Raw genomic sequence first — 11,804 nt, 5'->3', positions numbered from 1 at the left:
CTGCGTGTGAAGATTGAATCAACTTTCAACCGCTGCGCCCCGCGAACCATGGTCGTGATACTCCCCGGCCAGGAGAGCGTAAAGGTAGTGATCCTGCCAATCCCCGTTGATCCTCAGGTAGGATCGGAGAAGTCCTTCGCGGGTAAATCCGGCTTTTTCAAGCACTCGGATGGAGCGCAGGTTGTCGGGAATGCAGGCCGCTTCGATGCGGTGAAGCCGAAGCGGTCCAAAGCAGTATTTCGCGAGCTCGCCGACGGCTTCCCCCATCAATCCCCGCCCGGCATAGGGCTCGCCCATCCAGTAGCCTATCTGGCCGCTTTGAGCGACGCCGCGACGGATGTTGCCCACCGATATCCCGCCAACGACGGAATCGGTGTCGTTGAGCACGATCAGGAACGGGACGCCGGTTCCCCGACTGATCTCCTCCCTGTAGCGGCGAACCCGCTGCCGCCATGCGGCGCGGTCCAGTTCGTCGTTGGCCCAGCGCGGTTCCCATTTCTCCAGGAACGCGCGGCTCCGGCGGCGAAGGCTCGACCATTCCTCATAGTCGGACGTCGCGGGAATGCGCAGGGTCACCCGGGCCCCTGCCAGTCGCAGGCGGTCCCTGCCGAAATAGGAAAGGCCCAGCATGGCCCCGGGTCGGCGGTCAACCCGCCATCTTGCGGACGTGCGGCTGCGGCGAGGCCAGCAGGCCAAGAATGTCCTCGAAGGGGGCAAGGGTTCCGACCGGCCCGACGGCGGCGATCGTTGGGCGCGTCGAGAAGAGGCGTGTTGAAAGGTCCGTCAGCCGCTCGATGGTGATGCCGGAGAGGCGGTCCATGAGCTCCTCCTTCGAAATGGGGCGCCCGAACAGCATGATCTGTCGGGCAATCTGCGAGGCTCGGCTGGCGGCGCTCTCGCTCGACATCATCAGGCCGGCGCGGTACTGCGCCCGGGCTCGATTGAGCTCCTCGATCTTGATGAGTTCGCCCGTCTTTTGAAGCTCCGACAGGAGCACCGGAACGAGTTCGGCGATGTCCTCGCGGCCCGTCGCAGCGTGGACGCCGAAAACGCCGGTATCCGAAAATCCCCAGTGAAAGGCATAGACCGAATAGCACAGGCCGCGCCTCTCGCGGACTTCCTGGAAGAGACGGGACGACATGCCGCCTCCGAGGATCATCGACAGCAGCTGCGATGCGTAGAAGTCCCGCACATGATAGGCTCTGCCTTCGAAGCCGAGCACGATCTGGGCATCCATCAGATCACGATCCTCGCGGAAATCGCCTCCGACGTAGTTCGCGCTTGCCGGTGGCAATCCCGGCGCGTTGGGCCGGAATGCGCCGAGCCGTTTCTCGACCTCGCGGACAAACTCGTCATGCGTGACCGCGCCTGCCGCAACGACCACCATGCGGTCGGCGCCGTACTGCCGCGCCATGAAATCGTGGATCTGCTGCGCAGAGAATGATTTCACCGTCTCGGGCGTTCCCAGGATCGAGCGTCCGATCGTCTGGTGGCGGAAGGCGGTTTCGGTGAAGCGGTCGAACACGATGTCGTCGGGCGTGTCGTGCGCGGCGCCGATCTCCTGCATGATCACATGCTGCTCGCGCTCGAGTTCCTCGGCGTCGAACTTGGAGTCGGTCAGGATGTCTGCAAGGAGATCGATCGCAAGGGGCATGTCGTCGCGCAGCACGCGGGCATAGAACGACGTGGTCTCGACGCTCGTAGCGGCGTTGATCTCGCCGCCAACATCCTCGATCTGGGACGCGATGTCCCAGGCGGATCGGCTGCCTGTTCCCTTGAACGCCATATGTTCGAGGAGATGGGCGATGCCGTGCTCATCCTCGCGCTCGTTTCTCGAACCGGACTTGACCCAGACTCCCAGGGCGACGGTCTCGATGTGGGGAAGGGTTTCGGTCGCAACCGTCAGGCCGTTCGAAAGACGGCTTACCTCAACTCCCATGTAACGCGAACTCCTCGGGCTCCCTAGCCGGTCACCCTGGTATGACGGCTGATGTGATCTTCCACCATTTTCACGTCCGATGGAAGCAGGCTGTATTTTTCCTGACGCTCCATAAGGCCCGACAGCCAGGAAGGCAAGTTCGGGCGGTTTCCGACGGCGCTCTCGACCGAATCCGGGAACTTGGCTGGATGCGCCGTCGACAGCACGATCATCGGCGTTTCGTTGCCTTCCAGCGTGCGGGCGACATGAAGCCCTGTCGCCGTGTGCGGATCGGCCAGATATCCGCTCGCCTTCAGCGTCGCTGCGATCGCTGCGGCAGTCTGTTCCATCGTCGAACGACCGGCGGAGAACTCGGTCCGGATAGCTTCGAGCGTGGACCCGGCGATCGTGAAGGCGCCTGACTGCCGCAGGCTCTCCATGGCTGCGACGGTGGCCGACGCATCCCGGTTCGACGCTTCGAACAGCAGCCGTTCGAAGTTGGATGAAACCTGGATGTCCATCGAGGGGGATGTGGTGGCAATCACGCCGCGTGTCTCGTAACGCCCGCTCACGAGGGTGCGCGCCAGAATGTCGTTGTCGTTGGTCGCGATCACCAGCCGGTCAATCGGCAATCCCATGCGTTTGGCCGCATATCCTGCGAAAATGTCGCCGAAATTGCCGGTTGGAACCGTGAAGGACACCGGACGGTCTGGCGAGCCCAGGCTGATCGCGGCGGAGAAGTAATAGGCGATCTGAGCCATGATCCGGGCCCAGTTGATCGAGTTGACGCCCGACAGGCGCACCGAGTCGCGAAAATGATGGTCGTTGAACATGGCCTTCACGATCGACTGGCAATCGTCGAAATTGCCTTCGACCGCCAGCGCATGCACGTTCGAAGCGGTAGAGGTGGTCATCTGACGTTGCTGGACCGGCGATACCTTGCCCTCCGGAAACAGCACGAACATGTCGGTTCGGTCACGCCCCGCAAAGGCATCGATCGCCGCGCCGCCGGTATCACCCGAGGTGGCGCCGACGATGGTCGCGCGTTCGCCGCGCTCGGCCAGCGCATGGTCCATGAGACGTGCCAGCAGTTGCATCGCCACGTCCTTGAAGGCGAGCGTCGGCCCGTGGAAAAGCTCGAGGATGAACTCGTTCGGACCGGTCTGCACGATGGGGCAGGTGGCCGGGTGGCGGAAGGTCGCGTAGGCCTCGTGAACGATGGTCGCGAAGGTCTTCTCGTCGATTTCGCCCTCGACGAAGGGAGACAGGATCCGGATGGCGAGCTCGGGATAGGACAGTCCGCGCATGGCGCGAATGTCGGCAGCCGAGAAATGCGGCCATATCTGCGGCAGATACAGGCCTCCGTCGCGGGCGAGACCCGCCAGGAGAACGTCGCTGAAGCCGAGAATGGGGGCCGAGCCCCTGGTGCTGATGTAGCGCATGGTGTCCCTGTAGCCTGCGCCCGGACGGTCTGCCGTTGAAAAACCGCATTCCATCGGTCGCATTCCGGTTGCGGCGTTGGTATAGAACGTCCGCTTTATGTAGGGGAAGTCCGGTTCATGGCGTTTGTTGCACGGAAGTTGCGGATTGTGGCGAAGACGGCGGTGATCGGCGGTCTCGTCGCCTTGGCTGGATGCCAGTCCGGCGGGGCGCTCGATCTGGGTCTCGGTGGCTGGGGCAGCCAGAAACAGCAGCCGGCTGCGCCGCCGTCGGGCACGATAACCGCCGACGAATTGCGGGCCTATTGCCCCCGCGTGACGCTGCGATCCGGAACCGCCTTCTATAGCTCGTACGAGCGCGGCGGCGAAGGTGACAGAAACAAGATCGTCTACCAGGCCTCCCTGACCGATGTGACACGCAGCTGCGACTACAGTGGCGGCATGCTGAACATGGCAGTGGCGGCCGCAGGCCGCGTGGTCCCCGGACCCGTGGCCAGGGACGGCACCATAACCATGCCGATCCGCATCGCCGTCGTGCGTGGCGAGGAGGTGCTCTATTCGAAGCTGCACCAGTACCAGACGTCGATCGCGGCCCTGTCTCCGGCCACCCAGTTCGTGTTCAAGGATCCAGGCGTGTCGATCCCCGCACCGACGGCACGCAACATCGAGATCTTCGTCGGCTTCGACGAGACGCCGCAGACGCGGCGCTGACGCTCAGGCGTCGGCCGACCATTCCGATAGCGCCGCCACCACGGCGGCGAAGTCCGACCAGCGGCTGATGACCGTTTCCGCGCCCGCTTCGGTCAGCGCGTCGGCGTGGCCTGGCCAGGTGTGGCTGGCGCCCGTGAAGCCGATCACCCGCATCCCGGCGGCCTTCGCGCCGGTAATGCCGTGCACCGAATCCTCCACCACGAAGCACTTCGCCGGGTCGGCCGCCATCTGCGCCGCTCCATGCAGGAAAACGTCGGGCGCGGGCTTGGTGCGCTTGGACGGGATCTCCCGCGCCGAATGGATGCGCTGCTTGTCGAACAGGGGGAGCATGCCGACGCGGCCGAGCATCGCCTCGATGCGGTCGAGCGGCGAGTTCGAACAGATGCAGTAGGGCAGCTGCGCGCCGCGGACGGCCGCCACCGATTGCGCCGCGCCGTCGATCGCCTTGACGTCGCGGGCGAGCCGCTTGTCGAGTTCCACCTTGATCCTGTCGATCAGGCTCGCCTGGAACGGCACTTGCGACACCGTTTCCAGCCGCATGAGGATGTCGCGCGTCGTCAGGCCGGCGAACCGCTCGATCATCTCCTCGGCCGAGATGGGAAATCCCGCCTCGGTGATCATGTCGGCCTCGACCCGCGCCGCGATGATCTCGGAATCGACGAGCACGCCGTCGCAGTCGAAGATGATGAGGTCGGGTCGCATGAAAGCTCCGTGGAACGGGGAGGGATCGCGCCGCCCCGATAGCGCAGCCTCGGCCGCGACGCAAACCGTCCGTGCTTCATCAAATATTTACGCTGACGGGTAACCATAACGGCAGGTAAACAGTGTCAAGCGTTCCAGGTGTAACCCATGTCCGCCATCCGTCTCGTCGACGACCTTTCGCCGTCCGCCAACCGGGCCGAATGGCTGGACACCATCCTCAGGGGAGACTGCGTCGCGGCACTGAACCGGCTTCCGGAGAAGTCCGTCGACGTGGTCTTCGCCGACCCGCCCTACAATCTCCAGCTCGAAGGCGACCTGCATCGCCCCGACCAGTCGAAGGTCGACGCCGTCGACGATGCCTGGGACCAGTTCGACAGCTTCGCCGCCTACGACGCCTTCACCCGCGCCTGGCTGCTCGCCGTGCGCCGCGTTTTGAAGCCGAACGGCACCATCTGGGTGATCGGCTCCTACCACAACATCTTCCGCGTCGGCGCCATGATGCAGGATCTCGGCTTCTGGATCCTCAACGATGTCGTCTGGCGCAAGACCAACCCGATGCCCAATTTCCGCGGCCGCCGCTTCCAGAACGCGCACGAAACCCTGATCTGGGCCTCCCGCGACCAGGCATCGAAGGGCTACACGTTCAACTACGACGCCATGAAGGCGGCCAATGACGACGTGCAGATGCGCACCGACTGGCTGTTCCCCATCTGCACGGGTGGCGAGCGCCTGAAGACGGCCAGTGGCGACAAGGTCCACCCCACGCAGAAGCCGGAAGCGCTGCTGGCGCGGGTCATGATGGCGTCCAGCCGGCCGGGCGACGTGATCCTCGATCCCTTTTTCGGCACCGGCACGACGGGCGCGGTGGCGAAGCGGCTCGGGCGCCACTTCGTCGGTTGCGAGCGCGAGAAGGATTACATCGACGCCGCCACCGCGCGCATCGCGGCGGTCGAGCCGCTCGGCGCGGCCGAAATCGCGTTGATGACCGGCAAGCGCGCCGAGCCGCGCGTGGCCTTCGGCAGTCTCGTCGATGCGGGGCTTCTCGCCCCCGGTGCGCTGCTCACCGACGCCCGCAAGCGCTGGACCGCCAGCGTCCGCGCCGACGGCACGATCGCCATCGGATCCGAAGCCGGCTCGATTCACCGCATGGGCGCGCGTGTCCAGGGCCTCGACGCCTGCAACGGCTGGACCTTCTGGCATTTCGAGGAAGCCGGTACGCTGAAGCCGATCGACGACCTGCGCAGCCAGGTGCGCCAGGGTATGCGCGCCGCGGGGGGCTGAAGCCGTCCGGCGAACGCCCGCCGAGCATCGGCTATCTCCGACAGTGGAAACGGCAGGCCGAGATTTCCAGCGATTGATCCTCGTCTTTTCCAGTTACACGATAGACGAGCCGATGCTCGTCGGTGGTCCTGCGCGACCACCAGCCCGCCATCTCGTTTCGCAAGGGCTCCGGCTTGCCGAGGCCGCTGAAAGGGTTGCGCCGCGCATCACGGATGAGCTCATTGATCCGGTGAGTCAGGCGTCCGCGCCCTGCCAATGCAGATAGTGTTCCCAAGCGACATTCGAGAAGATGATCCTCACGGATCTATCAGCTCTCTTTCGATGCCTTTTCCGGCGTCGAGTTCGGCGATCGATCGAAGCAGCATCTCCTTGTTTGCCGGGTCGGAGAGCAGATAGGTCGTGTCGTCCATGGCCTGCCAATCGGCAAGCCGCATGACGACCATCGGCTCGTGGCCCTCGCGAACCACGACCAGCTCGCCGCCCTCCTTCTCCAGGCGGTCGAGGTCGGCATCGCTCAGGCGCTTGAAAGAAACCTGGTTCATTGTCTCGCTCCGGTCAGGCAATGTGCGCCTTTCGATCGCCAAATCAACAAGGCACACGCATCACGCCTCGATCCCCATCGCCGCCAGGTCCCGCCGCAACTGCTCCGCGTCGGTGAAATGGATGCCGCGCCAGCCGGCGGCCCGCGCGCCCTCGACGTTCCTGATGCTGTCGTCGATGAAGACGCTGCCCGCCGGGTCGAGGTCGAAATCCGTCGCGTGCCGTTCGTAGATCGCGACGTCCGGCTTGATCAGGCCGATCTCGCCCGACACGGTCACGCCGCGCGGGCGGTTCAGGAAGTCGAAGCGCTGCCGCGCCTCGCGGAACGTGTCGGCGGCGAAGTTGGTCAGCATCGTCACGTCGTGGCCGGCGTCGATCAGGCCGGTCATGATCGCGGCACTGTCCTCGTAGGCGTACGGCACCATCTCGTGCCAGTGCTTGCGGAAGGCGCGGATGTTGTCGGCCTCTTCCGGGTGGCTCGCGATCAGCAGCGCCTCGGCGTCGGCCCAGCCGCGCCCCCGGTCCTGCTCGAGGTTCCAGTCATGCGTGCAGACCGTCTCGAAGAACCAGCGGCGGCCTTCCGCATCGGGGATGATGCGCTGGAACGGCAGGTCCGGATCATAGTGGATCAGCACCTTGCCGATGTCGAAGACGATATGGCGGATTTCAGTCATTGATCGTTCCTTCCGGTGCTTGGGCGGCCGCCGGCGACGCCCGGCTTGCGGGTCGCTCCCGGTATCGCTGTTTCGATTGCATGTTTCATGACGGTGGGCAGCGCCTCGCCCGAAACGTCCTCGCGGCTCGACCACCATGCCCCCGTCGGCGCCGGTCGGTCGACCCGGGCATGAAACACCCTCAGCCTGAGTTCGAAATGGGTGAACACATGCGTCACCGTTCCCGCGTCCCGCCATTTCGCGGCGAAGGGTGCTGCGTCGATATCCGTCGCGCCGTCCGCGCGCGATGTCCACTGGGTGGTGGGGGGCTCGCTCATCCCGCCGAGCAGGCCCTTCTCCGCCCGCTTGCGCAGCAGCACCGCGCCGTCGGCGTTTTCGGCCACGAAGGCCGCGCCCACTCGAACCGGCTTCACCGCCTTCGGCGCCTTCACCGGAAAAGTCTCCTGGGTGCCGTCGGAAAACGCCTCGCAGCCATGGCTGATCGGGCACAGCGGGCAGGCCGGGCGTCTTGGCGTGCAGATCGTGGCGCCGAGGTCCATCGTCGCCTGCGCGAAGTCGCCCGGCCTGTCGACCGGCAGCAGCGCCTGCACCCGCGCCCGGATTTCCGGCTTGGCGGCCGGAACGGGCGTCGCGATCGCGCAAAGCCGCGTCACCACCCGCTCCACGTTTCCATCCACCACCGCGGCCGGCCGGTCGAAGGCGATCGCGGCGATCGCGGCGGCGGTATAGTCGCCGATGCCGGGCAGCGCCTTCAGCCCCTCCAGATCGTCCGGGAAGCGGCCGCCATGCCGCTCGACCACCAGTTCGGCGCATGTCTTCAGGTTTCGCGCCCGCGAGTAATAGCCGAGCCCGGCCCAGGCCTTCATGATGTCGTCGGTGGGCGCGGTGGCCAGCGCCGCCACCGTTGGCCACCGCGCGGTGAACCTCTCGAAATAGGGCTTCACCGCCTGAACGGTCGTCTGTTGGAGCATGATCTCCGACAGCCAGACGCGATAGGGGTCGGCGCGCAGGCCGGCGCGCGCGTCGGCCGGCCCCACCCGCCACGGCAACCGGCGGTGATGCCGGTCGTACCAGTCCAGCAGCGCCGCTGCGATCGGCGACGGCTCGTCCTTCGTCCTTATCGTCGGGGCATTCATGCGCTAGGGTGCGTTCCTGGCTGCGGCTCTCGCCCGGGCCATAGCAGACGTGTCAGGCTTGAGGAAACGCCATTCATGACAGGAAAGCCCGGCAGGGCCGGCGCCGTGCCCGTCAGCGACCTGACCACCGCGCTGCTCGATCCCGTCCTGCGCAAGCGCGCCGGCATGACCGTCGGCCTCGTCCAGTCCTGGGACGAGATCGTCGGGATCCGCCTGGCGTCGGCCACCCGCCCGGAACGCATCGCCTGGCCGCGCCGCATGCACGAGGACGATCCTTTCGAGCCGGCGACGCTCGTCATCGCCTGCGAGGGCGCCATGGCGCTGCGCCTTCAGCACGAGACCGGCGAGATCATCGGCCGCGTCAACGCCTTCCTGGGCTTCCAGGCGATCGGCCGAATCAGGATCGTCCAGAAACCCGTGACGGTCCCGCAGAACAACGTTCCACGTCCGCCTCGGCCCTTGCGCCCCGACGAGGCGACGCGGCTGGCGCAGACGGTCGGCGACATCGAGGATGATGGTCTTCGCGCCGCGCTCGAGCGTCTCGGCCGATCGGTCATCGGTTCGAAAAAATGAAGTCGTGCCGGCGGCAATTCGCGTGTTCGTGATGCGATCGTGATATTGGGGGCTGTGAACGAGGCCCCGACTGCCTTAAATAGCGCGCACTGTCGTTCTTGACTGACGACTGTCACAATATCGAAGGTGCGCCGGATGGTTCGGATGGTAAACAAGATTTCGCGTCGTCAGCTGGTTGGATCGTTGGCGCTTCTGCCGGCGGCGGCCATGCTGGCATCCTGCAGCGATGCGGCGGGACCGGCCCAGGCCCAGTCCACCCCCGACACCACCACCACCGGCGCGACGGCCGCCAAGCCGGCATCGCGCGGCAAGGTCGACATGGCCAAGCTGCTCGAGGAAGGCTCGCTGCCGGACAAGGTCTACGGCCAGGCCGACGCGCCTGTCACCATCGTCGAGTATGCCTCGATGACATGCGGCCACTGCGCCACCTTCCACATCAGCACGTTCCCCGAACTCAAGTCGAAATACATCGACACCGGCAAGGCCAGGCTCATCCTGCGCGAATTTCCGTTCGATCCCCGAGCCGAGGCCGGTTTCATGCTGGCGCGCTGCTCCCAGGACAAGTATTTCGCCATGGTCGATGTCCTGTTCAAGCAGCAGGATACTTGGGCACGCGTGCAGGACGCCCGTACCGCGTTGCTTCAGATCGCCCGGCTGGCCGGTTTTTCACAGGAGTCCTTCGAGGCGTGCTTGACGGACCAGCAGCTTCTGGTGGATGTGAGGGCGGTGAAGGATCGCGGCGAAAAGAATTTCGGTGTCGACTCGACGCCGACCTTCTTCATCAATGGCGACAAATATCCGGGGGCGATGTCGATTGGCGAGTTTTCGGCCATTATTGACCCGTTGCTCTGATCCTGCCTTGATCGGAGGACGCGGCAAGACCGCTCCTCCCTTTTCGCGGGCAGCGCCCTGATGCGCTTCTCCCGCCTTCGTGTCCTCGGCTTCAAATCCTTCGTCGAGCCCGCCGATTTCGTCATCGAAGGCGGGCTGACCGGCGTGGTCGGACCCAACGGCTGCGGAAAGTCCAACCTCGTCGAAGCCTTGCGCTGGGTGATGGGCGAGAACTCCTACAAGAACATGCGCGCGTCCGGCATGGACGACGTCATTTTCTCGGGCTCCGGCACCCGTCCGGCCCGAAACACCGCCGAAGTCACCCTCTTCCTCGACAATTCGAGCCGCTCCGCGCCGCCGGCCTACAACGACGCAGACGAATTGCAGGTGTCGCGCCGCATCGAACGCGAGGCCGGCTCCGTCTATCGCATCAATGGAAAGGAGGCGCGGGCCCGCGACGTACAGCTGCTCTTCGCCGACCAGTCCACCGGCGCGCGCTCGCCCTCGATGGTCGGGCAGGGCCGCATCGGCGAATTGATTCAGGCCAAGCCGCAGGCGCGTCGGGCTCTTCTGGAGGAAGCGGCCGGCATTTCCGGCCTCCACACCCGCCGCCACGAGGCCGAGCTTCGCCTGCGCGCGGCCGAACAGAACCTCGAACGGCTGGACGACGTCACCCGCGAACTCGAAAGCCAGATCGACAGCCTCAGGCGCCAGGCGCGCCAGGCAGCGCGGTTCCGCGGCCTGTCGGCCGACATCCGCCAGGCCGAGGCGACGCTCCTGCATCTTCGCTGGACCCTGGCGAAGGCACAGGAGGCCGAGGCACAGCAGGCGCTTTCGGCCGCCACGGTCGTCGTGGCCGAGCAGGCGCAGGCCCAGATGAACGCGGCGAAGGAGCAGGCCGTCGGAGCCATGAAGCTGCCGGAACTGCGCGATGTCGAGGCCGCGTCGGCGGCTGCGCTCCAGCGTCTGACGATTGCCCGCACACAGCTCGACGAGGAAGCCGAGCGCCTGCGCGCCCGCACCGGCGAACTGGACAAGCGTCTTGCCCAGCTCGACGCCGACATGGCCCGCGAGCAGCGGATCTTGCACGACAATGCCGAGACGCTGGCGAGCCTCGACGCGGAGGCCGCGACGCTGTCGGCGGAACATGCCGGCTCGCAGGAGCGGGAAGCGGGCGCCGCGCAGTCCTTCGAGGCGGTGACCGTCCGGCTTGCCGCCAGCGAGGCCGGGCTGGCGGAGATCACCGCCCGAAGAGCGGAGGCCAACGCCCAGCGCATGCAGCTGGAACGGTCGATGCGCGAGCATGCCGAGCGGATCGGCAAGCTCGATCGCCAGCTCGCCGATGCCGCGCGCGAAGCGGACCAGATCGCGGCGCGGCTGGCTGCTCTGCCCGACCCGGCCGAGAAGAAGCGGCTTGCCGACGCGGCCGGGGCGCGCGCCGCCGAGGCCGAGGCTGCGACCCTGCTGGCCGAGAAGAAGGTGGCTGAAGCCCGGTCTCGCGAGGCTTCGCTCCGGCCGGCCGTGCAGGACGCGCGCGCGGCGTTGCAACGCATCGAAACCGAGGCGCGCACCCTCGCGAAGGTCCTCGGTGCGGGCGGCTCGGGGCGCTGGCCCGCCGCGCTGGAGGCGATCAGGGTCGTGCGCGGCTACGAGACGGCGCTCGGCGCTGCGCTTGGCGAAGACCTCGACGCCCCGCTCGATCCCGCCGCGCCGGCCCACTGGGGCGGCGCTTCAGTCGCGCCCGGCGATCCCGTTCTGCCCGCCGATGTCGAGGCGCTGTCATCGAAGGTCGAGGCGCCGGCTGCGCTCGCCCGGCGCCTCTCGCAGATCGGCCTTGTCGACAAGGCCGACGGTCCTCGCCTGCAGCCCGTCCTCGCCCCCGGACAGCGGCTCGTCAGCCGCGAAGGAGCGGTCTGGCGCTGGGACGGTTTCGTGGCCGGCGCCGACGCGCCCACTGCCGCCGCGCAGCGTCTGGCGCAGAAGAACCGGCTGGCGGAAC

Annotated in this window: 13 protein-coding genes; 5 read left to right on the top strand and 8 right to left on the bottom strand. The window is 66.2% G+C overall.

Annotated elements, in window-relative coordinates; all coding sequences use genetic code 11:
- Positions 1 to 18: 18 nt before the first annotated feature.
- From EJC49_RS03065 to thrC, 3 genes are read right to left on the bottom strand one after another with little or no spacing between them, the layout of a single operon-like run.
- The gene (locus EJC49_RS03065; protein ID WP_126697995.1) at positions 19 to 630 is read right to left on the bottom strand and encodes a GNAT family N-acetyltransferase; all 612 of its coding nucleotides are present in this window, start codon (positions 628 to 630) and stop codon (positions 19 to 21) included.
- A 16-nt stretch (positions 631 to 646) separates the two neighbouring features.
- Positions 647 to 1,939 carry a M16 family metallopeptidase gene (locus EJC49_RS03060; protein ID WP_126697994.1) on the bottom strand — a complete coding sequence of 431 codons (1,293 nt, stop codon included), beginning with the start codon at positions 1,937 to 1,939 and terminating at the stop codon, positions 647 to 649.
- Positions 1,940 to 1,962: 23 nt separating this feature from the next.
- Positions 1,963 to 3,360 carry a threonine synthase gene (thrC, locus tag EJC49_RS03055; RefSeq protein ID WP_126697993.1) on the bottom strand — a complete coding sequence of 466 codons (1,398 nt, stop codon included), beginning with the start codon at positions 3,358 to 3,360 and terminating at the stop codon, positions 1,963 to 1,965.
- Between the two features lie 117 nt (positions 3,361 to 3,477).
- Here thrC and EJC49_RS03050 point away from each other — a divergent pair, with 117 nt between their 5' ends.
- The gene (locus EJC49_RS03050) at positions 3,478 to 4,068 is read left to right on the top strand and encodes a hypothetical protein (protein ID WP_126697992.1); all 591 of its coding nucleotides are present in this window, start codon (positions 3,478 to 3,480) and stop codon (positions 4,066 to 4,068) included.
- Positions 4,069 to 4,071: 3 nt separating this feature from the next.
- On the opposite strand, the gene EJC49_RS03045 is transcribed toward EJC49_RS03050, so the two are convergent.
- Positions 4,072 to 4,770, bottom strand: a complete 699-nt coding sequence (locus tag EJC49_RS03045) for an HAD family hydrolase (RefSeq protein WP_126697991.1) — start codon at positions 4,768 to 4,770, stop codon at positions 4,072 to 4,074.
- Positions 4,771 to 4,917: 147 nt separating this feature from the next.
- On the opposite strand from EJC49_RS03045, the gene EJC49_RS03040 reads away from it, so the two are divergent.
- Complete coding sequence (locus EJC49_RS03040; protein ID WP_126697990.1) at positions 4,918 to 6,051, top strand: site-specific DNA-methyltransferase; 1,134 nt, start codon at positions 4,918 to 4,920, stop codon at positions 6,049 to 6,051.
- Between the two features lie 31 nt (positions 6,052 to 6,082).
- On the opposite strand, the gene EJC49_RS03035 is transcribed toward EJC49_RS03040, so the two are convergent.
- Genes EJC49_RS03035 through mutY form a run of 4 tightly spaced genes read right to left on the bottom strand, consistent with a single transcriptional unit; the run spans position 6,083 to position 8,401 of the window.
- The gene (locus EJC49_RS03035) at positions 6,083 to 6,307 is read right to left on the bottom strand and encodes a Txe/YoeB family addiction module toxin (RefSeq protein ID WP_425358790.1); all 225 of its coding nucleotides are present in this window, start codon (positions 6,305 to 6,307) and stop codon (positions 6,083 to 6,085) included.
- Positions 6,308 to 6,347: 40 nt separating this feature from the next.
- Positions 6,348 to 6,593, bottom strand: coding sequence for a type II toxin-antitoxin system Phd/YefM family antitoxin (locus EJC49_RS03030; RefSeq protein WP_126697989.1), 246 nt, complete (start codon positions 6,591 to 6,593; stop codon positions 6,348 to 6,350).
- Positions 6,594 to 6,653: 60 nt separating this feature from the next.
- Positions 6,654 to 7,265 (bottom strand): HAD family hydrolase, encoded by a 612-nt coding sequence (locus EJC49_RS03025; RefSeq protein WP_126697988.1) that lies wholly within the window; start codon positions 7,263 to 7,265, stop codon positions 6,654 to 6,656.
- Positions 7,262 to 8,401 carry an A/G-specific adenine glycosylase gene (gene mutY, locus EJC49_RS03020; RefSeq protein WP_126697987.1) on the bottom strand — a complete coding sequence of 380 codons (1,140 nt, stop codon included), beginning with the start codon at positions 8,399 to 8,401 and terminating at the stop codon, positions 7,262 to 7,264. The genes EJC49_RS03025 and mutY overlap by 4 nt, the downstream gene beginning before the upstream one ends.
- 75 nt (positions 8,402 to 8,476) lie before the next feature.
- Here mutY and EJC49_RS03015 point away from each other — a divergent pair, with 75 nt between their 5' ends.
- From EJC49_RS03015 to EJC49_RS03005, 3 genes are all read left to right on the top strand, one after another.
- On the top strand, positions 8,477 to 8,974 hold the full coding sequence (locus EJC49_RS03015) for a DUF721 domain-containing protein (RefSeq protein ID WP_126697986.1): 498 nt from the start codon (positions 8,477 to 8,479) through the stop codon (positions 8,972 to 8,974).
- Positions 8,975 to 9,118: 144 nt separating this feature from the next.
- Positions 9,119 to 9,826, top strand: coding sequence for a DsbA family protein (locus EJC49_RS03010; protein ID WP_126697985.1), 708 nt, complete (start codon positions 9,119 to 9,121; stop codon positions 9,824 to 9,826).
- Positions 9,827 to 9,886: 60 nt separating this feature from the next.
- Positions 9,887 to 11,804, top strand: a 1,918-nt coding sequence (locus EJC49_RS03005) for a chromosome segregation SMC family protein (RefSeq protein WP_148106286.1), incomplete at its 3' end; no start/stop codon positions are given.

The organism is Aquibium carbonis (assembly GCF_003970795.1).
Taxonomy (GTDB): domain Bacteria; phylum Pseudomonadota; class Alphaproteobacteria; order Rhizobiales; family Rhizobiaceae; genus Aquibium; species Aquibium carbonis.
This window is presented reverse-complemented; position numbering and strand designations above follow the sequence as displayed.

Bases quoted from the DNA above. Each gene is read 5' to 3' on its own strand.
- EJC49_RS03065 (WP_126697995.1), bottom strand. From the start codon at position 630: ATGCTGGGCCTTTCCTATTTCGGCAGGGACCGCCTGCGACTGGCAGGG.
- EJC49_RS03060 (WP_126697994.1), bottom strand. From the start codon at position 1,939: ATGGGAGTTGAGGTAAGCCGTCTTTCGAACGGCCTGACGGTTGCGACC.
- thrC (WP_126697993.1), bottom strand. From the start codon at position 3,360: ATGCGCTACATCAGCACCAGGGGCTCGGCCCCCATTCTCGGCTTCAGC.
- EJC49_RS03050 (WP_126697992.1), top strand. From the start codon at position 3,478: ATGGCGTTTGTTGCACGGAAGTTGCGGATTGTGGCGAAGACGGCGGTG.
- EJC49_RS03045 (WP_126697991.1), bottom strand. From the start codon at position 4,770: ATGCGACCCGACCTCATCATCTTCGACTGCGACGGCGTGCTCGTCGAT.
- EJC49_RS03040 (WP_126697990.1), top strand. From the start codon at position 4,918: ATGTCCGCCATCCGTCTCGTCGACGACCTTTCGCCGTCCGCCAACCGG.
- EJC49_RS03030 (WP_126697989.1), bottom strand. From the start codon at position 6,593: ATGAACCAGGTTTCTTTCAAGCGCCTGAGCGATGCCGACCTCGACCGC.
- EJC49_RS03025 (WP_126697988.1), bottom strand. From the start codon at position 7,265: ATGACTGAAATCCGCCATATCGTCTTCGACATCGGCAAGGTGCTGATC.
- mutY (WP_126697987.1), bottom strand. From the start codon at position 8,401: ATGAATGCCCCGACGATAAGGACGAAGGACGAGCCGTCGCCGATCGCA.
- EJC49_RS03015 (WP_126697986.1), top strand. From the start codon at position 8,477: ATGACAGGAAAGCCCGGCAGGGCCGGCGCCGTGCCCGTCAGCGACCTG.
- EJC49_RS03010 (WP_126697985.1), top strand. From the start codon at position 9,119: ATGGTAAACAAGATTTCGCGTCGTCAGCTGGTTGGATCGTTGGCGCTT.